The sequence below is a fragment of the Vibrio sp. TAP-3B genome, assembly GCF_057784735.1.
The window spans coordinates 37,768-60,621 of sequence record NZ_CM173496.1 but is presented as its reverse complement, the minus strand read 5'-3'; the positions used below and the strand labels follow the sequence as shown (position 1 = coordinate 60,621).

Below are 22,854 nucleotides of genomic sequence, written 5' to 3'. Positions count from 1 at the left end.
AAACAAAAAAGCCCGTAGTTTCATGACTTTCGGGCTTTTTGAATTTGAATGCTATTAAGCTTTCTTAGGTTCTAGACTTTTTTTTTCCTGTTGCATTTTAACAAGGAAATATACGTTAACGCATGCAATAAAGCCGTTCGTTAACACTACAGGCCATGAATCAATCAAAATCCCGTAAGCGGTAAATAGTGCGCAGCCAATAAAGTTAATGATGCGAAGCTTAACAATATCTTTCATAGTTAGCGAAATAGCGACCATGATTGAAGCAGCATATCCTAAAATCTCAACCATATTCATGTCCATTTTTTGACCCTCTTAAATCTGCCGAATTCTGTCGGTACCAATTCTTCTCATCTTGAGATTAATGAGGAAGCTCCATGCCTCGAATGGTCTTATTTTTGTTGTATGGGTGCACTATATCAATGGAAAAACCGTGATAAAAGCCTCAGATCAAGGTTAAGAGAAGGTTAGCGATTACGCAAACGTTTAGGGCGGGAATTACTGATAATTTTACTTATTATGTTGATTGATAATAATGATAACAACAATAGATGAAACACCGCTAAAAAGGGAAAAGCGAGTCGGGACCTAAGGAGGGAAGCGCTCCTGGTGCAAAGTCAGAAAGGCGGCCTTTGCACCGGGACTACTGAGGTTAACGGTTTAGTGCACCACAACGCTCAGGTTGGTAAGTGATGTTGACAATTTCAATTGTTCTCACTTTATTATTTGGCATTGGCCACTCCAGTTTTTGACCGACAGATAAACCAATCAAGGCACTACCTACAGGAGCAAAAATAGAAATATCATCACTACTTTTTAGCTCTGATGGATAAACTAAGGTTTTGGTCATGGTTTTATCTTCGCCAGAGAATTTAAATTCCACTGTCGAATTCATTGTTACCACGTTATCTGGCATTTGTTCTGGTTCCAGAACGGTTGCGCGGTCGAGTTCTGCTTCTAGATCAACAAGCTCTGCAGCGATGTTTGGCATCTTATCCAGTAGGGCTGTGATTCTATTCATATCTAAACTTGAAATGTAGATAGAATTGTTTTTTGACATTTGATGACTCCCAAAGAAAAGGCCGCCACACAAAATGGGACGGCGCTCTATATGTATGTCAATTACGTTATCAAACATATGGAGTTTATTCCATATGAGCTATATCTGATTCTAGTCTTTATACAATCGCTAAGCCAGCAAAAGATTTTTATTGTGAAGTTTGATTTCTTTAAAATTTTCCTGCCGCTGTATCTAACTCGTAATGTATTCAACTTGGTGTGGATGGTCACTGTGTTTCGTCCCATTAGTAAACAACAGCACAGGATGATCTGAAAGGGGATTATATTTTGCAAGGGTTACGTTGCCTTTGCATTTCTTGCTTGCGCATCGGCATTTGGTCTATTAATTGGTTAATGAACTGCCAATCTGTTTCTGCGCCCCAGCGGTATTTTTCTTGGCCATCTTTACCAAGCAAAATAGCGGTATGAGCCCCCTCTTTTACGCGATAAATTTTTGCAAGCGTTGATAAATCAAACTCTTCTTTCAACCAAGCGGGGGATGTATACCCATCTTCTGTGATCACTAAGGTGACAATATCACGATCGATGAGCTGACATTCATTCATCAGTGTTTCTAATAAGAATTGCTTAACATGCTCGTCATTTTCTGGCGCAAAGTAGAGAACACTTCGGTGTGGCCAATATTTTGAGTTGGCAGGGTAGCCAAATACAGTCGATGACAAGATACCACAAAGTAGTATCACTAATAACTTCCCACTCATGACCGCTCTCCTAGAAACGCAAGTAAGCATTTATACGTTAAGTTTAGTGGAATTGGCTCATTGTGCTTTTCCCAAAACTGGCTTAGGGTAGGCAGCAAATAAATCAAACGTATAAATAGATGAATTCGGAAAGCAAACAAAAGATCGCGATTTTGGTTGATGTGCAGAATGTGTATTACACCTGTCGTGAAGCCTACCGCCGCCACTTTGATTACAACCAGTTTTGGTACGTCGCGACACAAGACAGAGAGGTCGTTAGCGCGAAAGCCTATGCTATTGCCAGCAATGACCCAAAACAGCGTCAGTTTCATCATATTTTACGAGGGGTGGGCTTTGAAGTGATGCTCAAACCTTACATTCAGCGCCGAGATGGCAGTGCGAAAGGCGACTGGGACGTCGGTATCACCTTAGATGCGATTGAGATAGCTCCGGACGTGGATAGTGTGATTTTAGTCTCTGGCGATGGGGATTTTAGCTTGCTTGTGGAGCGTATTCAGCAACGCTATAACAAGAAAGTGACAGTGTATGGCGTGCCAAAGCTAACTTCGCAAACGCTGGTTGATTGTGCCGATCACTTTGTTGCCATTGATGAAGATTTTCTGCTGTAGACTCTATCGGTTAATTTAAGAACAGCTCTAGCAAGCAAAGAAAAAGGCGAGTCACTTCAGGCAGTACGTAAACGTACAATGACTCGCCTTTTAAACTCACCTTAACGGTTATCTATGCAGGAATGATGATCTGTCCTAAGACGTAACCTAAACAACACGCCCCAATCACACCTATCAAACCGACGGCCATGAATGAGTGGTTAAAGTACCATTTGCCAATCTTTGTTGTACCCGATGAATCGAAGTTCACTGTTGCGATATCGGAAGGGTAGTTGGGAATAAAGAAGTAACCGTACACTGCTGGCATTAAGCCGATAAGCAGAGCAGGGTCAAGTCCCAGGCCTAAACCAACAGGCAACATCATGCGTGCCGTTGCTGCTTGAGAGTTTACAACTACCGATACGATGAATAATGCAAGTGCAAACGTCCACGGGTAATTCGTGACCATATCGACGATGCCAGATTTAAACTGCGGCATTGCGTATTGGAAGTAAGTGTCTGACATCCAAGCGATACCGAAGATTGCGATTGCCGCCACCATACCAGATTTGAATACCACCCCATTTGGTACGTTACGAGGATCTGTTTTTGTCGCAAGAAGGATAATACCACCGAAGCAGAGCATCATCATTTGGATCACAACGGCCATGCTGATTGGCTTAGAGCCATCAACAATAGTGCGTATTTCTGGCCACATCGCGATAACGACAATCACTAAAATCGAGAGGATGAACAGCAGTACTGAGTTGCGAGCACTTATTGGTAGCACTTCGTCAAGTGACGTTGCGGTTGTGTTTAAGATCTTCTCGCGCCATATCGGATCTTTTAAGCGTGCTTGATATTGTTCGTCGTCTTCCAATTCTTTACCGCGTTTTAAGCTGTAAAGTGACATCAATAATGTACCAAACAGCGTTGCTGGAACGGTTACAAGAAGAATAGAAAGCAGTGTGATTTCATGTTGGATGTGAGACAACTGAGCAAGGTAGTAAACGACGGCAGCAGAAATAGGAGAAGCGGTAATAGCGATTTGAGATGCCACGGATGCTGCAGCCATTGGGCGTTCTGGTCGAATCCCGTTTTTCAGTGCGACGTCGCCAATGATTGGCATGATGGAATAAACCGCATGACCCGTACCAAGAAGAAACGTCATGAAGTAAGTCACAAATGGTGCAATGAGTGTCACTCGCTTCGGATTCTTACGTAACACACGTTCTGCGACTTGCAGCATGTATTTTAAACCACCTGCGGCTTCAAGGATCGATGCACAGGTTACGACCGCCAAAATGATTAACATCACGGTGACAGGAGGAGAAGTTGGCGGCATCTTAAAGATGAATACTTCGACAACGAGACCGATACCAGATACGACCCCGAGGCCTATGCCCCCATAACGTGAGCCGATATACAGCATCACAAGTAAAAATAGAAACTCAAGATACAACATGTGGATTTCCTTACTCAAAACAAAGGGCTATATAGCCAATTACTAATCACATTGTCCTGATATTCAGAAGAAAATACCCCATGTTGTTCACATTCCATTAGATAAGAACCAGCAATGTCGAATAATTGGTAATAACTCACGCTACAGCAAGGAACTGTTAACGTGGTTTTATCAAGGTGTTTTCATGCTGTGTCTTTTTACGAATGCATCGCTTGTCAATGCGACGATATACCACGGTTTGTTGCTTTTAATCTTGATTTACGCCCGAATCAACCGTGCCTTCTGATGACGTCGATGATTGGTTCTGCTGCTCTTCAGCTTCCATCTTTGCACGCTCAGCTTTGGAAATGTAGCGTGGCTTATTACTCTTATGTAGCTTCGCGTTATGTTGTTTCTGCTTTGCTTTTAAGATTTGATTGATTTTCTTCTTGCGGTTCATGGTGGTGGTCCTTTAATTTAGCGAGGCAGCATAGTGATTTTTTTACCAAGTTACAACTAAATACGCCCTAGCGTATGCCAACAACAATAGACCTCTTTTTTAGAGTATTACTGGAGTTTATATGAAAACACTGATCACCGAACGTCTGAAATTACGTCTTGTGAGTGTCGATGACGCGCCGTTCATATTGGAACTCTACAACCACCCAGACTTTTATCGTTTTGTCGGTGATAAACAAATCCGTACCACTGACGAGGCCGCCCGTTACATCCAACAAAACATGCTGCGAATGCAAGAACTAAAAGGGGTCAGCTTGTTGGTGGTTGAAACGCAAGACAATGGCCGCCCAATCGGCATTTGTGGCTTAGTAAAGCGTGATACATTAAATGATTATGATCTTGGGTATGGTTTTCTTCCATCGGCGTATGGGCAAGGCTTTGGAATAGAGGCTGCCCAAGCCACGTTAACGCACGCCAAAGAGGAAATGCAACTCGAAAAGCTGGTCGCCATTACGAATAATGATAATAGTCGTAGTATCAGTTTGCTCAAAAAACTGGGTTTTGAGTTTGAACGCGTAGAGCAGCAGTACGATAATGGTCGCACGCTAGAACTCTACATAACCAAATTGTGACTTCGGATAAACCATGAGTGATATTTTACGAGGCAAACTCGCGACAGAATTTAAAACCGTGAAGGCAATGGTTGAGGTTTACTGTCACCATCACCATGGTACCCAGGGCGAATTGTGTGTCGAATGTCGTGAGCTATTGGACTACGCAGAAGTCCGGCTTGATCGTTGCCCTTATGGCGAGGACAAACCTACGTGCAATCAGTGTCCAATTCATTGCTATAAGCCAGAGCCAAAAGAGCAAATGCGTTTGGTGATGCGTTATTCGGGGCCGAGAATGTTGCTTAAACATCCCATTTTGGCGATTCGACATTTGCTCCACGAAAAACGGGCGGTGCCGGAGAAACCTGCCGCGAATGTATCAAACCGTCATCGACGTTTATCCAAAGGTAAAAAAGAGAAATAAAAAAGCGAGGGCATCAGGCCCTCGCTTCTTATTCAATGGCAATGTTAATGTCTATTATAGACCTGCCGCCATGTGCTGTTTACTTTTGCTTGCGACGAGCAACATGTATACACCAGTCGCCACTAAGGCAGCAAACAAGTAGCCCAACAAGCCATGCTCTTGCCCCATGAACTTATCCGCCACTACCGGACCAACCACGGAACCAATGCTGTAACTAAATAGCATCACTTGGGTTGCCGACACAATAAAGCGCTCATCAAGCCCTTCACAACCAAGGTTAATTGCAATAGGGTACAACGCAAATGTTGCTGCGCCTAAAAAGAAAAGTGCAGCAGCCAACACAACGGCTGACGATGAAATAAAAGTCAATCCGATTGAAAAAATACCCAAAATACAGAAGAGCAGCATAAGCACTGTGCGACTCATGTATTTGTTTAATGTGGTGACCACTGGTTGAACCAACATGCCACCTAAGATGACCAACGCCATTAATGTGCCAATATCTTGGTTATTGATTTTACGGTTAGTCAGTTCAACTGGCATAAGGCCGTAGATCGCACCTAAGGTTAAGCCAGAAACGACACAACCAATAATTGCAGCATGGTTTAGCTTGGCAATTTGTTTAAACGACAATGGCGTTGATTCATGACTGTTTGGTTGCTCACAATCAATGAACATCAGTACCAACATGGCCATTAAGATCAATGTTGTGATCGCAATAAATGGAACACCGCCATTTACGCCAAGCACACCAATGCCAAATTGGCCCATTGCAGAACCACCGTACAGTGATAGCATATATAAGCTCAAGCGTTTCGCGCGTGATGCTTCGTCACCGGCCATTAGCCAAGACTCTACGATGACAAAAACCCCCGCAACGGCGACACCCGCGATAAAACGCGCAACAAGCCATACCAGAGCATTAGCAAAAACTGGTAGCGTCATAATCGTTAGCGATAGTGCGGCTAAGCAGCCAATAAACGCTTTACGGTGACCCACCTGACGAACGATGCGTTCGATAAACATCGCACCAGTCAAGAGACCGCCATAAAATACACTCGCCAACCAACTCGCATAATCAGCCGAGATGTTGTATTCACTAAGCATGAGAGGGATCAAGCTCATTAAATAGCCCGAAGCCACCGCATAAAGAGACAGTGCGACGACTGGAACTGTAACTCGTGGTGATGCTGCAGGAACGACTGTATTTTCCACTGTTTTGCGCCTATAAGTTAAGTTAAATCTGAGAGTTAATCGGCGCGAATATTAGGCTAATGATCGGGTAAGTAAAATGAATAATTTAAGTCGTTTCGACAAATATTATTTATTAATTTTATAGGGTAGGCGATGCATAAAACGCCAGTCGAAAAAGCGGCTGGCGTAGTCAGTTACTTATTAAGCGCTTGATTTAACCATTGATTAAATTGATTTTTAGGCAGCGCACCATTGATCATATCAACACGTTGACCGTTCTTAAAAACCATAATGGTCGGGATGCTTCGAATACCAAATTGTGCGGCAAGTTCTTGTTGCGCTTCAGTATCAATCTTAACAAAACGAACCGTACCTGCTTGCTCTTGCGCGACATCAGAGAAAACTGGGGCAAAACCAATGCATGGGTTACACCAAGGGGCCCAGAAATCGACGACAACGGGCATATCACTTTGTAATAGAGCAGAAAAGTTATTTTGTGTTCCCTCGATAGGTGTACCATCCAAAAGCGCACTTTTGCATTTGCCGCAAGTTGCAGGCTCTGCAACGCGTTCATTAGGGACACGGTTTAAACCGCCACAAGACGGACAACGAGTTTTAAACGATGACATGGCTTCTTCCTCTTTATGACAACTTAATGAAACATGACTTACCAGTCAGCCTCATTATTTGTATACTGATTTTTTTAACCTGCCGAAATAACACATAGCAGGTTTATATTTGAGCCTAAGGTTCTAAGAAATTTCATTAAAATACAACAATAAATAGGTCTGTGATGACAAATTACTATGCTGAAATTACAGGTTGGGGGAAATGTGTTCCGCCAGCCGTGCTCTCTAACGATGATCTTAGTACTTTCCTTGATACTTCAGACGAGTGGATTCGTACGCGTACAGGTATTGAAAATCGCCGCATCAGCCATGTAAATACTTCGGATATGGCAACCGTCGCGGCACAACACGCACTGGCGCGCTCAGGCGTAGAAGCTGGCGAGATTGATCTCATCATCGTTGCGACATGTTCTCCGGATTCACTGATTCCAAACATAGCATCGAAAGTGCAGCAAAACTTGGGCATTCGTTCAGTTGCTGCGTTTGATCTAAATGCCGCATGTACTGGCTTTGTTTACGGCCTAGAAACTGGCACGCGTTTGATTCAGTCTGGTAATTATCGCCACGCGCTCATCATCGGTGCAGAAAGACTCTCTTTCTATATTGATTGGGCAATGCGTGATACCGCTGTATTGTTCGGGGATGGCGCTGGAGCGGTTGTGCTTTCAAGAACGGAAAAAGAAACGGGCCTACTCCAAGCTCAAATTGGCTGTGACGCAAAAGGCCGCGACATTCTGTCTGTACCAAAGTTTGGCACTTGTATGGATCGTTTTGCCGAAGATAACGGTTACTGGGACTTCAACTTTGTAGGACAAGAAATCTTTAAACGTGCGGTAAAAGGCATGGGACTTGCTGCGAAAACGGTACTAAAAGCATCACAGTTAGCCACAGACCAAATTGATGTGGTGATACCACACCAAGCGAACATCCGCATTATTCAAGCTTTGTGTGATCTATCCGGTATTCCGCAAGAGAAAGCGTTTGTCAACATTCAAAACTACGGCAACACGTCGGCCGCAACTGTACCAATTGCACTGTGTGAAGCGGTAGAGCAAGGGCGAGTAAATCCAGGTGATAACATGTTACTTGCGGCATTTGGTGCTGGTTTGACATGGGGCGCAGCGGTATTGAAGTGGGGTGACCGTGTAACGCCTGTTGCTGAGAGTGAGGCCACATTACCTGAATGTGAACAATCAGCATTGGAATTACTTGAGCGCGCGATTACATTATGTAACGAGCGTCGTCGCGACGACACTTAAATCCATAAAGGTAAGACTAAATTGAGCAGGGAGCCTTGAAGCTCCCTTTTTAATGACTAAGTGGAATGAGCCTACAATACCATTTAAGAGATGTGACACGACAAGGTTGCGATTGTTTAGCCGTCTCTATGGCGCTGTTATATTAACCTCGAGCGAGTTTATGATGAGCACGAGAAAAATGATCGGCGCAGAATGCCCCCACAATAGAAAGTTCACCTGCAAGACAAAGTGCAGCGGTTACTTCAGCCAATGCTTTTGCTTTGCCATTTCCATACAATCCTAAAATGTCCAAACATGCCTTTTGAGTTGGCAGCCCAGTTCCTCCACCCACCGTTCCGACCATAATATTAGGTAGAGTAACGCAGGCATATAAATCTCCCTGAGCATTCACATCCATACGTGTGATGCCAACGGCTGATTCTGCAACGCAAGCTGCATCTTGCCCGCAAGCAATATAAAGTGCCGCTAGGGCATTGGCATAATGTGCATTGACACCAATAGTACCGCTGAGCAAGCCACCAACCGTGGTCATTTTGCCAAATTGCACCATAGATTGTGGTGTTGTATGCAGATATTTCTCTATCAACTCGGCGGGGATCGTTACTTCAGCAGAGACTTTTTTACCACGAACAGAACGCAACGTATGCGCATTCGGCTTTTTGTCGCCTGATAAATTTCCGTCTAAGAATGCTTCAATAGGTTTGAGTGGGCTGGCCGCCAAAATATGATGGAACACCGCGTTTGTCGCTATAGTCACCATATTTTGACCTGAAGCATCACCCGTAATGTACTCGAAAACCAGATAGACGTGATTCCCTTCGATATTCACGTTGATGTCTTTAAGCTTGCCGTGCGCTGTCGTGGAGTGCGCAATTTGACGAAAGACATCAAACTGAGTCACAACCCAACCTACAAATTGGCCCGCATCGGCAAGGTTATTAAAGGCAAATACCGGTGTTCGGCTCACGCCTTCGCTGAGTAATAACGCACTTGCACCACCAGCGGCAGTGATCAAGTTGGCACCGCGATTGTATGAGGCCACTAATGCGGCTTCAGTGGTTGCAAGAGGTATTAAAAAGTCACCATTTGCGTATAAACCGTTAACGCGCAAAGGGCCGGCGATACCGACCGGCACATTTACGGTGCCGATAAAGTGCTCAATATTAGTAGAATAAGATGCGCAATGTGACTGAGTAAAAGGATCGAGAAGAAGATCTTTGTTTGTCGTTCCCTCTAACACTTGCCAGCGACGCGCTAAATGTTTGTCCGATAGCGAAGGGCTCAAGCAGAGGCGCTTTTCTGGCTTGTGAAACTTCGGTTCTAACGCCGATTGAATCTTATCACTGGCCTCAATATCGGAAAAGGCGGAGCTTTGGATGGTGTTATTGTGGTTTAACTTCGGCATACAAACGTTAACTGAAAAATCGAATCAGAGATTGTAGTGATTGCGGCTTTGATTACAACGCTGATGATACGTTTTGCAACAAATACCACTGGTTGACCATGTTTGATGGATGCTACTGGCTAATTTGCAGACATTAGCCGCTCGAATAAATCATTAAGTCGAAGTATGCTAACCAACAGAGCGACAAACCAATGTTGGAAGACGAGCGCGGACTGTTTTGTGGATCAATTCTAAGCTGTAACGGCTGATAGTTGCTATCAGCCGTTTTTGTTTGCTGGCGTTAAACGGATTAACGCATTGTAAAGGTTACGCTTTGGCGAATTTGTAGGTGCGGTAACCACCAAGCAAGTTACGAGCGTTGTAACCATTATTGACCAACTGACGGTAAGCGACGTTACCGCGTAAACCGACCTGACAGTAAATGACGATCTCTTTGTCTTTTGGTAGCTCGCTCATGCGATGGCGAAGCTCATCGATAGGAATATTGATGTCACCTTTGAGGTAGTTACCATTTTCGCGTTCATCTGGATTACGCACATCCAAAATAATTTGCTCGTCATTTAGCGAGTCCATTTGATCATAATGAATGGCTCTTGCGTCACCTTGGATGATGTTATTCGCCACAAATGCCGCTTGGTTGATGACATCTTTTGCACTGCCATATGGTGGCGCGTAAGTCAGTTCGAGGTGTTGCAGTTGTTCAACAGTCATGCCTGCGCGTTGTGCAACCGCCATTACGTCGATGCGTTTGTCGATGCCGTCTTTGCCGACCGCTTGCGCCCCTAAGATCTTGCCTGTTTTTGGGTCGAACAACATTTTAAATGACACGACTTCAGCGCCTGGGTAGTAGCTCGCGTGGCTTGCTGTATGTACGTACACTTTCTCGTATTCAATATCGTCACGTTTCAGTTGTTTCTCATTCTTCCCCGTTGATGCTACAGCTAAATCGAATATTTTACAGATTGCCGTACCTTGTGTGCCTTGGTAGGTCTCTTGGCGACCAAGCATATTACCCGCCGCCATGCGACCTTGACGGTTGGCTGGGCCTGCAAGTGGCACGAGCGTTTGCTCACCAGTCACAAAGTCTTTTTCTTCAACCGCATCGCCCACCGCATAAATATAAGGATCACTGGTTTGCATGTATTCGTTAGTATAAATACCGCCTAGAGAACCAACTTTAAGGCCTGTTTCTTGTGCCAGTTTTGTTTCGGGGCGTACACCGATCGCCATGATCAAAATATCGGTGGTGAGCTTGTCACCGTTATTCAGGGTTAACTCTAATTCACCTGTTAGGTGTTGGTGTTTTTCACTCTCGCCAGAATCAAAACTTGCGACGTGATGATTTGGTACGTATTCGACTGACTCAAGTGCAACGCCAAGCTTAAGGTCAACACCTTTATCACGAATTTCTGCGTGAGCGAAACCAGCCATTTCTCGATCTACTGGTGTCATGACTTGGTCTGCCATTTCGATCAGAGAAGTTTTAATGCCAAGCTGATGAAATGCTTCCATCATTTCTAAACCAATAAAACCGCCGCCTACAACCGTAGCGTGCTCCGGCTTGTTCATTTGGATCGTTTCGATGATGCGATCCATATCTGGAATGTTACGTAGCGAGTGGGTGAGCGGGTTATCGAGCCCTGGAATTGGCGGAACAATAGGGCCTGCGCCGGGGCTAAGCAATAGGAAGTCGTAGGATTCTACGTATTCAGACTGATCCAACAGATTTTTAACCGTGACGGTTTTGGATTCACGATCAATCGAAACCACTTCATTCATCACACGAACATCAACATTAAAGCGTGCTAAAAAGCTTTCTGGCGTTTGTAGTAGTAACTTACTGCGCTCTTGGATATCGCCGCCGATGTGGTAAGGCAAGCCACAGTTAGCAAATGAAACAAACGGGCCACGTTCAAACATGATAATTTCGGCATCTTCACTTAAACGACGTGCGCGCGCAGCTGCGGATGCACCGCCGGCTACGCCACCGATAATAAGAATTTTAGTCATATCTATACACTCCAACTTCATGAGTAAAAACAAACAATAAAACACTCCGAGAGCGAATGAGTTATTGTTTGCTCTTATTAAGACAGGCAACAGTGCGATGAGTTTTGTTTGAGGTGTATTGCTATATACTTAACGTTCAAACTTGATGATTTCTGCGTCTTCAATCACACGACGAGGACAAGCAACTGCGGATCGGCCATCGATAACACCACAGTAAAGTCTAAAGGTGAGTTGATCTTTCGCGACAAGCGAGTTATTGCTAAAGATCAACAATCTCGAGATTATCTAAACCCCAACTTCTTGAAAAAGTACGCTGCTGGGCAGATTCCAGTGTAAGCACTTTGAATCAGATTCACACCGATAAACACGGTCAACCAAATGAAATTACTGTGGACGAACACCGTGAGTAAGACCGAAATCAAAACCATAGTGCCAGCAAAAACTCGTACTGCATTTTCTAACGTCATTACTCTTCTCCTTACTGCTCTCAAACAGAGAACGCCATCCTTTGATATTCATCACTATAAATAACTAAATTAGAAAAGTCTAATGTTTAGAATGTTTAATTTTGACATTTCTAATTTAGCATTGACTAAAGTTATTGGTTTAGTAAAATCTAATTTAGCTTTAAGTGTAGAGGTGAGCCATGAGCGATTTAGAGGTGGATATTGTAACAATGAAAGACAATGCTAATGAAGCGGCGGATTTTCTAAAAGTAATGGCGCATCCTGAACGGTTAATGGTGTTGTGCCAACTGACGCAAGGAGAGGTCGGTGCTGGGGAATTGCAAAAGAACTCACTCCTAAGTCAATCTGCTTTTTCACAGCACTTAACCGTACTGCGTAAACACAATCTCATTCGTGCTCGTAAATCGTCTCAACAAGTTTTTTACTCCCTGTCAGAACCGAGAGTGGAGTCATTAATCAAAGCGCTGCATAGCGTTTTTTGTCAGTAATTCGTAACTAAGGTTTTAGAGGTAAATAATGTTAAACGTTATTCCATGGGAATCGTTGTTTGGTGGCATTTTATTAGGGATCTCCGCCACTATTTTGTTGTTGATTAACGGAAAAGTTGCCGGAATCAGTGGAATTATGAATGGCATTATGTCACCGAAAAAAGGCGATTATTCATGGCGATTGCTTTTTGCGCTAGGAATGATTGCTGGTGGCTTGATTAGCGTTCTGATGTTGGGGATTGCGGTTCCTAGTACCGCGAACCTTTCTTTAGGGATGGTGATTACCGCGGGGTTATTGGTAGGAATCGGAACCAGACTGGGTAACGGATGTACTAGCGGACATGGCATTTGTGGCATGGGTCGTTTGTCTAAGCGTTCTATTGTCGCGACCTGCGTATTTATGGCTGTCGCTGGCCTAACGGTATTCGTTCGACTTCACCTAGTTTAAGAGAGATTCCATGAACAAGACTATTTTTCGTTTTTCTGCTCTTTTGAGCGGTGTGTTATTTGGGTTGGGCATGGCAGTGTCCGGCATGATCGACCCAGCTAAAGTCATTGGATTTTTAGATATTTCTGGCAGTTGGGATCCAAGTTTAGCTTTTGTGATGGGCGGCGCACTTGCGGTATTCATGCCAAGCTATTTTTTAATCATCAAGCCGAGAAAACAATCAGTTAGTGGTGAAGCGTTTTGCACACCAACCAATAAGAACATCGACGGACGTTTGTTATCTGGTGCGGCCATCTTTGGTTTAGGCTGGGGTTTAGCGGGTATTTGTCCTGGCCCTGCCGTTGCAAGCTTAGCATTAGGTAACGTGAGCATGGTGGTGTTCTTCGTCGCCATGTTAGTTGGCTCTCTGTTCGCGAAAGCTGTTATTACCAACCGAAATACGAAGAAGATGAAAACCGCAAACGCGTAAACAATTAATCTGATATGGAGGGGAAAGGATGCCCGACAAACTAAAGCGAAGTTTTGTTCAGTCTGTGATGAACAGCTTTTTCCCTCCGATCATGATTCTGTTGGCGTTTTCGGTTGGTGTCGCGGCATTGTGGTTAACGCCAAAAGAAGAGGATCCGCAAATTGTGGTGCCAATGGCCGATGTGCTCATTTCGGCTCCGGGATTAAGCGCATCACAAATTGAACATCAAATCACAGAACCGCTAGAAAAGTTAGTGAGCCAAATTAATGGAGTTGAATACGTTTATTCATCTTCAATGGAAGGTGCAGCTCAGGTGATAGTTCGATTCTATGTCGGCGAAAACCGCGAAGATGCACTCGTTAAGCTCTACAACAAACTGTATTCTAATCAGGACAAAATTCCTCCTTCCGTTTCCAACTGGCTTGTTAAACCCGTTGAAATCGACGATGTGCCTATTGTCGTTGCTGCCGTTTATTCTACGGATCCTGCCATACTCGATCGTCATCAATTAAGACGTATTGCTGATCAAGCGACGTTGGAGCTCAAATCTCTGGACGCAACCAATAAGGTTGAAGTTATTGGCGGTGAACCAAGAACGATTCAGATAGAGCTCGACTCTGTTGCGATGGCAAACTTCAAAGTGACCATTGATGATCTCGAACAAGCTATTCAACTTAGTAACAATAAAACTCAAGGTAAGAACATTCGAGTTAACGGACAACATTACACGTTGGAGTCTGGCCAATACCTAACCAATGCAAAAGAGGTAGGTAACCTCGTGGTTGCGGTGCTTAACCGTAAGCCAGTTTACTTAAAAGATCTGGCGCACATCTATGATGGCGCTGGTGAAGCGGTCTCTGACACGTGGTATTGAGATAAGAACCACAACGAAGCTTATCCAGCTGTGTTTATTTCTGTTGCTAAACAAAAAGGCTCGAATGCGGTAAATGTAGCGCAATCGGTCAGAGATAAACTCACTCAGCTTCAATCCGAACAGTTTCCACCTCAAGTGAAAATCGAGGTGATACGTGACTACGGTAAAACCGCGAATGCAAAAGTAACCGATTTAGTGTCCAGCCTTAGTATTTCGATTCTAACCGTTGTGGTGTTTGTTGGTTTGTTTCTTAACTGGCGCAGTGCCTTGGTAGTGGGTATCGCGATTCCTATCAGTTATGGGGCGGCGCTCGGAATGGACCTCGCGTTTGGGTATTCCATCAACCGCGTGACGCTATTTGCATTGATATTGGCGTTAGGTTTGATTGTCGATGATCCAATAGCCAGTATTGATAACATTGAGCGATACCTTAAACGCAAAGATTTAACTCGCTCTAACGCTATCGTTCTCGCAATGGCGGAAATCCGTAGCGCGTTGCTGATGTCGACTGTCGCCATTGTTATCGTGTTTACACCGATGTTTTTTATTACGGGGATGATGGGCCCTTACATGGCGCCACTGGCATTCAACGTCCCCATTAGCGTGATCTTCAGTACTATTGTCGCCTTTATGATTACTCCTTGGCTCGCGAAGAAAATACTCAAAGGAGCACAGAATAGTGGTCATTACGATATCCAATCCTCACCGATGTACCGTTTGTATCGCCGTGTGTTAACGCCACTTCTAGAAAGCCCAAAAAAAGCGTGGTTATTTCTTGGTCTCGTTGTTTTATTGTTTGTCTTAGCGGCGTTATTGCCCGCGTTACGCTTGGTTCCCCTCAAGTTGTTACCTTACGACAATAAAAACGAGTTCCAACTGGTGTTAAACATGCCTGAATCGTCCACCTTTGTAGACACGTCGAATGCATTATCGAATTTTACGGATTACTTAGTGACGGTGCCGGAAGTGACCAGTGTATCTGGCTTTGCGGGCACTGCATCGCCAATGGATTTTAATGGAATGGTACGTCATTATTTTATGCGTAATGAGCCATACCAAGGGGAACTGCGCGTGGTCCTCGCTGAGAAGAATCGTCGTTCGATGCAATCTCATGAAATTGTCACTCGACTTAGAACTGATTTAGAACAGATCGCGAACAAATTCGATGCGAATATTCAGTTAGTGGAAGTGCCGCCAGGACCACCTGTCATCGCCACCATTACCGCTGAGGTTTATGGCGATGCAGCGACCTCTTATGAGGAGTTGATGACCCAAGCTGAAAAAGTGGCGGACAGACTGCGTAAAGAACAACTCGTATCAGAGGTCGATACCAGCATCCAAGGAAACTTAGAGACGTGGCAATTCATCGTTGATCAAGAAAAGGCCGCACTGTCTGGCGTTTCTGTTGCTGATATCAATAACACTTTGATCACCGCAGCCAACGCCAAAGTGATTGGCTTTATTGCCAGTCCTAATGAAATTTCGCCACTACCAATTGAAGTGCAGTTGCCGCGTGAAGACAGAGATAACCTGAATCAATTGGAGCAATTGTATGTTCGAGGTCGACCGGGTATCGCCAAAGTAGAAGCCAATGGAGCGATAGTGGATGCGCCTCAGCCAGTCGTGCAATTATCTGAAATGGGACATTTTATCAAACGCGCTGCGGATAAACCGAGATATCACAAAAACCTTAAACCCGTTGTGTATGTGTACGCCGAAGTTGTAGGACGGGTTCCGGGTGAAGTGATTGCGGATTTGATGGCAGATCAAAATATCAGTGATGCCGAAGACGGACATCGCCACTGGCAAGATCGTACTTATTTAAGTAACGGCGCGGGGGTAGCGTGGAGCGTACCAGACAACATACAAGTGGTATGGAGCGGTGAGGGTGAATGGAAAATTACGGTGGATGTATTTCGTGACTTAGGTATTGCTTATGGTGCAGCTCTACTTGGTGTGTTTGTTGTCATGTTGATCCAAACGGGCCTGCCCGCAGTGTCTGGCATCATTATGTTGGCAATCCCATTAACTGTTATCGGGATTATGCCTGGGTTCTGGATTCTGAACGTCTTGAGCCATGACATCGGCAACTACCCAAATCCAGCACTGTTCACCGCCACTGCAATGATCGGCATGATTGCATTAGCTGGGATTGTAGTGCGTAACTCTCTTGTTCTGATTGAATTTATCCAGCAATCATTGCAAGCCGGCAGTGGTTTGCATGATGCATTGATTGAATCTGGCGTTGTACGTATGCGTCCCATACTGTTGACGGCAGGCACGACCTTACTGGGTAATGTGGTTATCACCTTAGACCCAATTTTTAATGGATTAGCTTGGGCAATTATATTTGGTATTACCGCTTCGACTGTCTTTACCCTACTTGTTGTTCCGGTGGTTTATAACCTGGCATACCAAAATACAAGAGGATATGGATTACCTCAGATGGAGGAAAAGTCATGACATTAGATAAGAAATGGTTAGGCGTTATTTTATTCGCGATACTTGCGCTTCTTTTTCTCTACATGGCCGGTTTTTTCACTGAAAAACTGTCTACGCAATCCGTGGTGAAAACCAATCAGATAGATGTTAATAATGCACAAACGCATCAGCTGATGCTAACTCGTGAACCTGTGGTTCGAGAGTTTCCTGGCGTGGTTGTTGCTGAGCAGCGCGCCGATATTGCTGCGCGACTCACCGCCACGGTGATGGAAGTATTGGTTAAGGTCGGTGACAGAGTGAAGCTTGGTGACGTATTGGCGAGACTAGAAAGCGATGATCTTGATGCACGAGTCAGGCAAAGTGAGCAAGCCTTATCGTCAGCACAAGCGCAACTCAATGCGGCGAGAAAGGAGTTCTCTCGAATTAGGTCACTCTTAAATAAAAAATTGATCCCTCAATCGCAATTTGATCAAGCCGAAAGTGCGTTGCAAACCGCTCAAGCAAACTTCAATAAAGCGCAAGCCTCGGTATCTGAAGCAGAAACCACGTTCGGTTACAGCATTATTACGGCCCCGTTTGAGGGGGTAATCACGCAAAAACCAATTAATAAAGGCGATACCGCGACGCCGGGGGCACTACTTTTATCGATGTATAACCCCAACTCACTAGAGATTGAGGTGAACTTTGCGGAATCTGTCATGCCTTACGTAACTTACAATAAAGAGGTGGATGTCGTTTTTCCTTCTTATAATCTCAACACTTCGGCAATGGTAAAAGAAGTGACGCCTTCAGCAGATGCCAATTCACGCAGTTATACCGTTAAGCTTCAATTTGACTCTCCCAATGCTATTTATCCAGGTACGTATGCCAAAGTTGCGTTAACGTTAACTGATGATGTAGTGCTAAGGGTGCCGAAAGAAGCGGTTTATCAGGTTGGGCAACTGGATTACGTCAAAATAGTACGAGGCAGTGGCGAGGTGGAGACGCGGCTTATTCAGCTAGGTGAGTTGGGTCGAGTGCGCACGGGGTTAAAGCAGGGTGACGTGGTGTTACTGAACCCGAGATCACGTTGACTTGTATTTACTCCTCTGAGCAATTAAAAAGCTTCGCAAAATGAAGTGACCCCGTAAAGTTGGACATTTCTGTTAAGCGGCTTTCAAGACCTGAGTTCGATATTCTATCGGAGTCAGGCCTTTTAGTTTCACTTTTATACGCTTGGTATTGTAGTACTCGATGTATTCTTTAATTTGTTCTATCAGAGCATCTGCATCTTCAAAGCTTTGGTTGTGATACATCTCTGTTTTGAGTAAAGCAAAAAAGTTTTCAGCAACAGCATTATCCAAGCAGTTACCTTTTCTCGACATGCTTTGCGTTAACCCATTCTCCGCTACCTTTTTCTGATACTGTCGATGGCGATATTGCCAACCTTGATCGCTATGTATAATTGGTTTTGAGTTGGGTTTAAGCGTTGATATAGCTTCCGTCAGCATATCCGTGACAAGCGGCAAGCAGGCATTTTTGGCCACTCTATAAGCAACCACTTCCTGAGTAAACAAGTCGACAACGGGAGACAAGTATACTTTCTGCTCTTTGATTTTGAACTCCGTGACATCTGTTACCCATTTTTCATCGGGTTGAGTCGCACTAAAATCTCTTTCAAGCACGTTAGGAGCTGCTGTTCCAGATTCTCCTCGGTATGAACGATACTTTTTAACCCTGACCGTCGATTTAAGGTTGAGCTGAGCCATAAGTCTTTGAACCGTTTTGTGATTAAGCATAACCCCCTGATTTTTTAGTTCCAAGTGAATACGGCGGTAGCCGTATCGACCCTTATGTTCATGATAAATTGACTTTATCAAACGCAGCTCACGTTCGTAGCTATTTGGGCGCTTACTCGTTTGAGCCTGATAATAGAAGACACTTTTTGCCAACTGTAGAGTGTGCAGTAAGTGCTTCAACGGGTACTTGCCTTTAAGAGTTAGAGCTATGACCGCTTTTTCTTTGTTCGACGGTTTTTTTCCTGCTCCAACTCTTCCAACTTTTTTAGAACGGCATTCTCAGTTCGTAAGTAGACCAACTCCTCTTTTAGCTCCTCAAGTGTCATTTCATTATCAGGTTTAGTGGTACGTTGAGGTTGCTGTTTCATTGAGGGTCTTCCTTTCTGGCGCATTTTGAGCCCTTTGATACCGAGCTCATTAAATCTTTTGAGCCAGACAGAGAGTATCCCCGGGGATGAGAGGTTTAATACTGCGCTAGTGTGCGTGAGAGACCAATCATTCGTCCACATTAAATTCAATGCTTTTCGTTTTTCCTGAGCAGTAGCATGCTTAGTTGGTAAAAATGAATCAGCACCATGGATGACAAAGACTTGAACCCAATACCGTATCTGTCTTGAAGACATTGAATATTGTTTTGCTAAATAGCGAGATGACGCACCATCTAAGCATTGTTTAGCAATGATACATTTTAGCTCGCGGCTATATTTGGACATAAAAAGACCCCCAATAATTGGTGTCCAACTATTGGGGGGCAGTTCAAAACGCGGGCTTTTTTATTCGTTCAGTTAAACGTTATGGTCGCGTTTATAGGGCAATGGTCACTCAGCTTATAATCTAAAACGTCTCGCGAGTTAAACAAGGTTTGGTGCACGTTATTGGCCTTCAGTTTAGAACTGACAATAATGTGGTCAATAAGAGAACGGAATTGATGGGTTTTATGCGAATGCTTATTTGAACGCACTTTGCACGCTGCTTTGGTATTGCGCGTCACCAATTGAGCGTTATTATCACGTGTCATGATCGCCCATAACCAGTCGCCTTGGTAAGACAAGTTATGATTGAAATCACCTAGGACCGCGTACTGTTCATCATTCTTTTCTCTCTTACTCATCCATTTTCTAAGCGCCTCACCTTGTTGGCTTAGTATTTGGCAGTTTTGGTTATTTCTGTAAGCGGCGCGACATCCGGCTTTCAAATGAACAGACAGTAGGTGAAGCTCGTGTTCATTTTTGGGGTTAATCACAATGTAGCTGGCAAAGCGTAACTTACGATTACCACGCGAGGTAGAAAAATCTGGCGAATCAGTAACAGTATTTCCTTTGCGGACAGCAAACCCAGTGTATTGATTAATATCAGAAAATTGAAAGGGCTTATTCTTGATCCGCGCTCGATCGGAAAGATAAATCGTGTAATCGTCTCCTGTCACTTTTTGAATCGCGCTTTTAGAGTTGACTTCCTGAAACGCAATCACGTCGGCTTGAGTTTTATCCACATAGTGATTGAGTTTTTCGAAATCAGCATTCGTTCGAGAAACTTTGCCATTATGCATAGAGAGCCATTCAATATTCCAACTGGTTACGTTGATGGAATTTTGAGCAAGCGATGTGGCGCTGAAAATTAATAAGACGGCAATAAACAGTGATCGCATATTGGATTGTTTCACTCCCATTTTTTAGCGTATTCCTTTCCACCCTTTATTCTATAAGAGTTCTAAAAAAAGCAAGTAGAGTTCGTGCCAATTTTGCAATTTTCATGGTTTTCTTTCCAACTGAGATCGGTGCCAATAAGATCGACTTGTTCTTGTTCGCTAGGCGATCTTTGTTGATCAAAATCAATGTTTTTAGGTGGTGGTTTTCGTTAAATACGCCACAATATATTGTGTTGTTAGAATGAAAGATGGCCCCATATAGTGTGTTTATGGATAATTCTGTGAGTATGCTAAGGTAAGGAGAAGAAAGTGAAACCAATCGTAATCAAACGTGACGGCTCAAGAGCTCCGTTCAACAGGGATCGTATCCAAGCAGCAGTTGAAGCCGCAGCGGAGAGCAAAGATAAAGATGTGGCCATTTATGCACTCAATGTCGCGCTTGCTGTCGAGTTACAGCTACAAGATCACGATGAAGTTCACATTCATGAGATTCAAGATCTAGTCGAGAATGAACTCATGCAAGGTCCTTACAAACCGCTAGCCCGTTCATACATTGAATACCGTCACGATCGTGATATCGCCCGTGAAAAGCAAAGTACACTCACGCGTGAAATCGAAGGTTTGATCGAAGAAAGCAATCTCGACCTCATCAATGAAAACGCGAACAAAGACGGTAAAGTTATCCCAACTCAGCGCGACCTATTAGCAGGTATTGTAGCTAAGCACTACGCGAAAACACACATTCTTCCGCGTGATGTGGTTCAAGCGCACGAAGTGGGGGATATTCATTATCATGATTTGGATTATGCACCATTCTTCCCGATGTTTAACTGTATGCTTATCGACTTAAAAGGCATGCTTACACACGGCTTTAAAATGGGGAATGCGGAAATTGATACGCCGAAATCAATTTCAACAGCCACAGCGGTAACGGCGCAAATCATCGCGCAAGTGGCGAGCCATATTTATGGTGGCACGACCATTAATCGTATTGATGAAGTGTTAGAGCCGTATGTGATTTCAAGCTATGAGAAGCATCTGACAATCGCAAAAGAGTGGAACATTGCAGAGCCTGAAGAGTTTGCACATGCACGTACAGAAAAAGAGTGCTATGACGCATTCCAATCACTAGAGTACGAAGTAAACACATTACACACAGCAAATGGTCAAACGCCATTCGTTACGTTTGGGTTTGGTCTTGGTACAAGTTGGGCTTCCCGTCTTATTCAGCAATCGATTTTGAAAAACCGCATTGCTGGTTTAGGCAAAAACCGTAAAACAGCCGTATTCCCTAAACTGGTTTTCGGTATAAAAAATGGCCTGAATCACAAGCCGGAAGATCCAAACTACGATATTAAGCAGTTAGCACTTGAGTGTGCATCAAAACGTATGTATCCAGACATTCTTAACTACGACAAAGTTGTGGAAGTCACAGGGTCATTTAAAACCCCAATGGGTTGCCGTAGCTTCCTTGGTACTTACGAAGAAGATGGTGAACTTATCCATGAAGGTCGTAATAACCTTGGTGTTGTAAGCTTGAACCTGCCACGCATCGCTCTCCGTGCCAAAGGCAGTGAAAATAAGTTCTACGAGTTACTGGATGATCGCCTACGTCTGGCCCGTAAAGCGTTGGAAACACGTATTTCGCGTCTAGAGAATGTCAAAGCGCGCGTGGCCCCAATTCTTTATATGGAAGGCGCCTGTGGAGTTCGCCTTAATGCTGATGACGCTGTGGCCGAAATCTTCAAAAACGGCCGAGCATCGATTTCTCTTGGTTACATTGGTGTACATGAGACGATTAATGCCTTGTTTGCTACAGAGGCGCACGTTTACGATGACGCAGTGTTACGAGAAAAAGCGGTTGCTATCGTGAAATACCTAAAAGAAGCGATAAACCAATGGACGGACGAAACGGGTTATGGTTTCAGCTTGTACGCAACCCCAAGTGAAAATTTATGTAGTCGTTTCTGCCGCATCGATACGAAAGAGTTTGGCTTGATCGAAGGCGTAACAGACAAAGGTTACTACACCAACAGTTTCCACTTGGACGTAGAAAAGCAAGTTAACCCCTACGACAAGATCGATTTCGAAATGCCATACCCAGACATTTCTAGTGGTGGCTTTATCTGTTACGGCGAGTTTCCGAACATGCAACGCAATGTTGAAGCGCTAGAAAACGTATGGGATTACAGCTACACCCGCGTACCTTACTACGGTACGAACACGCCAATCGATGAGTGTTACGAGTGTGGCTACACCGGCGAATTCGCATGCACAAGTAAAGGTTTTACTTGCCCAAGTTGTGGCAATCACGATTCGACAAAAGTATCGGTAACACGTCGCGTATGTGGCTACCTAGGCAGCCCAGATGCGCGACCGTTTAACTTCGGTAAACAGGAAGAGGTTAAACGTCGAGTGAAGCATCTTTAAGTTTAAC

23 protein-coding genes and 1 pseudogene are annotated in these 22,854 nt (G+C 44.2%); 10 read left to right on the top strand and 14 right to left on the bottom strand.

The window, feature by feature from the left end; genetic code table 11:
• Positions 1-54 precede the first annotated feature (54 nt).
• The 3 genes from AC3D28_RS14665 to AC3D28_RS14655 form a co-directional block, all read right to left on the bottom strand.
• Positions 55-303, bottom strand: a complete 249-nt coding sequence (locus AC3D28_RS14665) for a YgjV family protein (RefSeq protein ID WP_098413939.1) — start codon at positions 301-303, stop codon at positions 55-57.
• A 349-nt stretch (positions 304-652) separates the two neighbouring features.
• The gene (gene rnk, locus AC3D28_RS14660; protein ID WP_488536495.1) at positions 653-1,060 is read right to left on the bottom strand and encodes a nucleoside diphosphate kinase regulator; all 408 of its coding nucleotides are present in this window, start codon (positions 1,058-1,060) and stop codon (positions 653-655) included.
• Between the two features lie 280 nt (positions 1,061-1,340).
• On the bottom strand, positions 1,341-1,781 hold the full coding sequence (locus AC3D28_RS14655) for a DUF4174 domain-containing protein (RefSeq protein WP_488536494.1): 441 nt from the start codon (positions 1,779-1,781) through the stop codon (positions 1,341-1,343).
• 119 nt (positions 1,782-1,900) lie between these two features.
• Between AC3D28_RS14655 and AC3D28_RS14650 the strand changes: the two genes are divergently transcribed.
• Positions 1,901-2,389 carry a LabA-like NYN domain-containing protein gene (locus AC3D28_RS14650; protein ID WP_488536493.1) on the top strand — a complete coding sequence of 163 codons (489 nt, stop codon included), beginning with the start codon at positions 1,901-1,903 and terminating at the stop codon, positions 2,387-2,389.
• A gap of 112 nt (positions 2,390-2,501) precedes the next feature.
• Here the strand turns inward: AC3D28_RS14650 and AC3D28_RS14645 are convergent, their stop codons facing one another.
• Together AC3D28_RS14645 and AC3D28_RS14640 are read right to left on the bottom strand one after the other, a co-directional pair.
• Positions 2,502-3,833 carry an anaerobic C4-dicarboxylate transporter gene (locus AC3D28_RS14645; protein ID WP_488536492.1) on the bottom strand — a complete coding sequence of 444 codons (1,332 nt, stop codon included), beginning with the start codon at positions 3,831-3,833 and terminating at the stop codon, positions 2,502-2,504.
• A 247-nt stretch (positions 3,834-4,080) separates the two neighbouring features.
• Complete coding sequence (locus AC3D28_RS14640) at positions 4,081-4,272, bottom strand: DUF2986 domain-containing protein (protein ID WP_488536491.1); 192 nt, start codon at positions 4,270-4,272, stop codon at positions 4,081-4,083.
• Between the two features lie 121 nt (positions 4,273-4,393).
• Between AC3D28_RS14640 and AC3D28_RS14635 the strand changes: the two genes are divergently transcribed.
• Together AC3D28_RS14635 and AC3D28_RS14630 are read left to right on the top strand one after the other, a co-directional pair.
• Complete coding sequence (locus AC3D28_RS14635) at positions 4,394-4,903, top strand: GNAT family N-acetyltransferase (protein WP_488536490.1); 510 nt, start codon at positions 4,394-4,396, stop codon at positions 4,901-4,903.
• Between the two features lie 13 nt (positions 4,904-4,916).
• Complete coding sequence (locus AC3D28_RS14630; RefSeq protein ID WP_488536489.1) at positions 4,917-5,306, top strand: nitrous oxide-stimulated promoter family protein; 390 nt, start codon at positions 4,917-4,919, stop codon at positions 5,304-5,306.
• 54 nt (positions 5,307-5,360) lie between these two features.
• Here the strand turns inward: AC3D28_RS14630 and AC3D28_RS14625 are convergent, their stop codons facing one another.
• A complete protein-coding gene (locus AC3D28_RS14625) occupies positions 5,361-6,521 on the bottom strand; it encodes an MFS transporter (protein ID WP_488536488.1) in 1,161 nt (386 codons plus the stop codon).
• A 173-nt stretch (positions 6,522-6,694) separates the two neighbouring features.
• Positions 6,695-7,129, bottom strand: a complete 435-nt coding sequence (gene trxC / locus AC3D28_RS14620; RefSeq protein WP_488536487.1) for a thioredoxin TrxC — start codon at positions 7,127-7,129, stop codon at positions 6,695-6,697.
• 164 nt (positions 7,130-7,293) lie between these two features.
• On the opposite strand from trxC, the gene AC3D28_RS14615 reads away from it, so the two are divergent.
• Positions 7,294-8,388 (top strand): beta-ketoacyl-ACP synthase 3, encoded by a 1,095-nt coding sequence (locus AC3D28_RS14615; protein ID WP_488536486.1) that lies wholly within the window; start codon positions 7,294-7,296, stop codon positions 8,386-8,388.
• 142 nt (positions 8,389-8,530) lie between these two features.
• Here AC3D28_RS14615 and AC3D28_RS14610 read toward each other — a convergent pair whose 3' ends face one another.
• The 4 genes from AC3D28_RS14610 to AC3D28_RS14595 all read right to left on the bottom strand — a co-directional run bounded on the left by AC3D28_RS14610 (position 8,531) and on the right by AC3D28_RS14595 (position 12,270).
• Positions 8,531-9,793: a hydroxymethylglutaryl-CoA reductase gene (locus AC3D28_RS14610; RefSeq protein ID WP_488536485.1), complete on the bottom strand. Its 1,263-nt coding sequence runs from the start codon at positions 9,791-9,793 to the stop codon at positions 8,531-8,533.
• A 306-nt stretch (positions 9,794-10,099) separates the two neighbouring features.
• A complete protein-coding gene (locus AC3D28_RS14605) occupies positions 10,100-11,803 on the bottom strand; it encodes an FAD-dependent oxidoreductase (protein ID WP_098413952.1) in 1,704 nt (567 codons plus the stop codon).
• A 129-nt stretch (positions 11,804-11,932) separates the two neighbouring features.
• Positions 11,933-12,073 (bottom strand): hypothetical protein, encoded by a 141-nt coding sequence (locus tag AC3D28_RS14600; RefSeq protein WP_488536484.1) that lies wholly within the window; start codon positions 12,071-12,073, stop codon positions 11,933-11,935.
• A gap of 11 nt (positions 12,074-12,084) precedes the next feature.
• A complete protein-coding gene (locus AC3D28_RS14595; protein WP_098413953.1) occupies positions 12,085-12,270 on the bottom strand; it encodes a YgaP family membrane protein in 186 nt (61 codons plus the stop codon).
• Between the two features lie 179 nt (positions 12,271-12,449).
• On the opposite strand from AC3D28_RS14595, the gene AC3D28_RS14590 reads away from it, so the two are divergent.
• The 5 genes and pseudogenes from AC3D28_RS14590 (at position 12,450) to AC3D28_RS14570 (ending at position 18,064) form a co-directional block, all read left to right on the top strand.
• On the top strand, positions 12,450-12,758 hold the full coding sequence (locus AC3D28_RS14590; protein ID WP_098413954.1) for an ArsR/SmtB family transcription factor: 309 nt from the start codon (positions 12,450-12,452) through the stop codon (positions 12,756-12,758).
• 28 nt (positions 12,759-12,786) lie between these two features.
• Positions 12,787-13,206, top strand: a complete 420-nt coding sequence (locus tag AC3D28_RS14585; RefSeq protein ID WP_488536483.1) for a YeeE/YedE family protein — start codon at positions 12,787-12,789, stop codon at positions 13,204-13,206.
• A gap of 10 nt (positions 13,207-13,216) precedes the next feature.
• On the top strand, positions 13,217-13,675 hold the full coding sequence (locus AC3D28_RS14580; protein ID WP_488536482.1) for a DUF6691 family protein: 459 nt from the start codon (positions 13,217-13,219) through the stop codon (positions 13,673-13,675).
• 28 nt (positions 13,676-13,703) lie between these two features.
• Positions 13,704-17,012 (top strand): annotated as a pseudogene (locus tag AC3D28_RS14575) (efflux RND transporter permease subunit).
• Positions 17,009-18,064 carry an efflux RND transporter periplasmic adaptor subunit gene (locus tag AC3D28_RS14570; RefSeq protein ID WP_488536481.1) on the top strand — a complete coding sequence of 352 codons (1,056 nt, stop codon included), beginning with the start codon at positions 17,009-17,011 and terminating at the stop codon, positions 18,062-18,064. Before AC3D28_RS14575 ends, AC3D28_RS14570 begins: the two are co-directional and overlap by 4 nt.
• A gap of 72 nt (positions 18,065-18,136) precedes the next feature.
• Here AC3D28_RS14570 and AC3D28_RS14565 read toward each other — a convergent pair whose 3' ends face one another.
• The 3 genes from AC3D28_RS14565 to AC3D28_RS14555 all read right to left on the bottom strand — a co-directional run bounded on the left by AC3D28_RS14565 (position 18,137) and on the right by AC3D28_RS14555 (position 20,417).
• Complete coding sequence (locus tag AC3D28_RS14565; RefSeq protein WP_488536032.1) at positions 18,137-18,979, bottom strand: IS3 family transposase; 843 nt, start codon at positions 18,977-18,979, stop codon at positions 18,137-18,139.
• On the bottom strand, positions 18,976-19,482 hold the full coding sequence (locus AC3D28_RS14560; protein WP_098414183.1) for a helix-turn-helix domain-containing protein: 507 nt from the start codon (positions 19,480-19,482) through the stop codon (positions 18,976-18,978). Before AC3D28_RS14560 ends, AC3D28_RS14565 begins: the two co-directional genes overlap by 4 nt.
• 68 nt (positions 19,483-19,550) lie before the next feature.
• Positions 19,551-20,417: an endonuclease/exonuclease/phosphatase family protein gene (locus AC3D28_RS14555; protein WP_488536815.1), complete on the bottom strand. Its 867-nt coding sequence runs from the start codon at positions 20,415-20,417 to the stop codon at positions 19,551-19,553.
• 309 nt (positions 20,418-20,726) lie between these two features.
• Between AC3D28_RS14555 and nrdD the strand changes: the two genes are divergently transcribed.
• The gene (nrdD, locus tag AC3D28_RS14550) at positions 20,727-22,847 is read left to right on the top strand and encodes an anaerobic ribonucleoside-triphosphate reductase (protein ID WP_488536480.1); all 2,121 of its coding nucleotides are present in this window, start codon (positions 20,727-20,729) and stop codon (positions 22,845-22,847) included.
• The last annotated feature ends 7 nt before the right edge of the window (positions 22,848-22,854 follow it).

Coding starts and splice junctions, on each gene's coding strand:
- AC3D28_RS14665 (WP_098413939.1), bottom strand. CDS start 303: ATGGACATGAATATGGTTGAGATTTTAGGATATGCTGCTTCAATCATG.
- rnk (WP_488536495.1), bottom strand. CDS start 1,060: ATGTCAAAAAACAATTCTATCTACATTTCAAGTTTAGATATGAATAGA.
- AC3D28_RS14655 (WP_488536494.1), bottom strand. CDS start 1,781: ATGAGTGGGAAGTTATTAGTGATACTACTTTGTGGTATCTTGTCATCG.
- AC3D28_RS14650 (WP_488536493.1), top strand. CDS start 1,901: ATGAATTCGGAAAGCAAACAAAAGATCGCGATTTTGGTTGATGTGCAG.
- AC3D28_RS14645 (WP_488536492.1), bottom strand. CDS start 3,833: ATGTTGTATCTTGAGTTTCTATTTTTACTTGTGATGCTGTATATCGGC.
- AC3D28_RS14640 (WP_488536491.1), bottom strand. CDS start 4,272: ATGAACCGCAAGAAGAAAATCAATCAAATCTTAAAAGCAAAGCAGAAA.
- AC3D28_RS14635 (WP_488536490.1), top strand. CDS start 4,394: ATGAAAACACTGATCACCGAACGTCTGAAATTACGTCTTGTGAGTGTC.
- AC3D28_RS14630 (WP_488536489.1), top strand. CDS start 4,917: ATGAGTGATATTTTACGAGGCAAACTCGCGACAGAATTTAAAACCGTG.
- trxC (WP_488536487.1), bottom strand. CDS start 7,129: ATGTCATCGTTTAAAACTCGTTGTCCGTCTTGTGGCGGTTTAAACCGT.
- AC3D28_RS14615 (WP_488536486.1), top strand. CDS start 7,294: ATGACAAATTACTATGCTGAAATTACAGGTTGGGGGAAATGTGTTCCG.
- AC3D28_RS14610 (WP_488536485.1), bottom strand. CDS start 9,793: ATGCCGAAGTTAAACCACAATAACACCATCCAAAGCTCCGCCTTTTCC.
- AC3D28_RS14605 (WP_098413952.1), bottom strand. CDS start 11,803: ATGACTAAAATTCTTATTATCGGTGGCGTAGCCGGCGGTGCATCCGCA.
- AC3D28_RS14595 (WP_098413953.1), bottom strand. CDS start 12,270: ATGACGTTAGAAAATGCAGTACGAGTTTTTGCTGGCACTATGGTTTTG.
- AC3D28_RS14590 (WP_098413954.1), top strand. CDS start 12,450: ATGAGCGATTTAGAGGTGGATATTGTAACAATGAAAGACAATGCTAAT.
- AC3D28_RS14585 (WP_488536483.1), top strand. CDS start 12,787: ATGTTAAACGTTATTCCATGGGAATCGTTGTTTGGTGGCATTTTATTA.
- AC3D28_RS14580 (WP_488536482.1), top strand. CDS start 13,217: ATGAACAAGACTATTTTTCGTTTTTCTGCTCTTTTGAGCGGTGTGTTA.
- AC3D28_RS14570 (WP_488536481.1), top strand. CDS start 17,009: ATGACATTAGATAAGAAATGGTTAGGCGTTATTTTATTCGCGATACTT.
- AC3D28_RS14560 (WP_098414183.1), bottom strand. CDS start 19,482: ATGTCCAAATATAGCCGCGAGCTAAAATGTATCATTGCTAAACAATGC.
- AC3D28_RS14555 (WP_488536815.1), bottom strand. CDS start 20,417: ATGCGATCACTGTTTATTGCCGTCTTATTAATTTTCAGCGCCACATCG.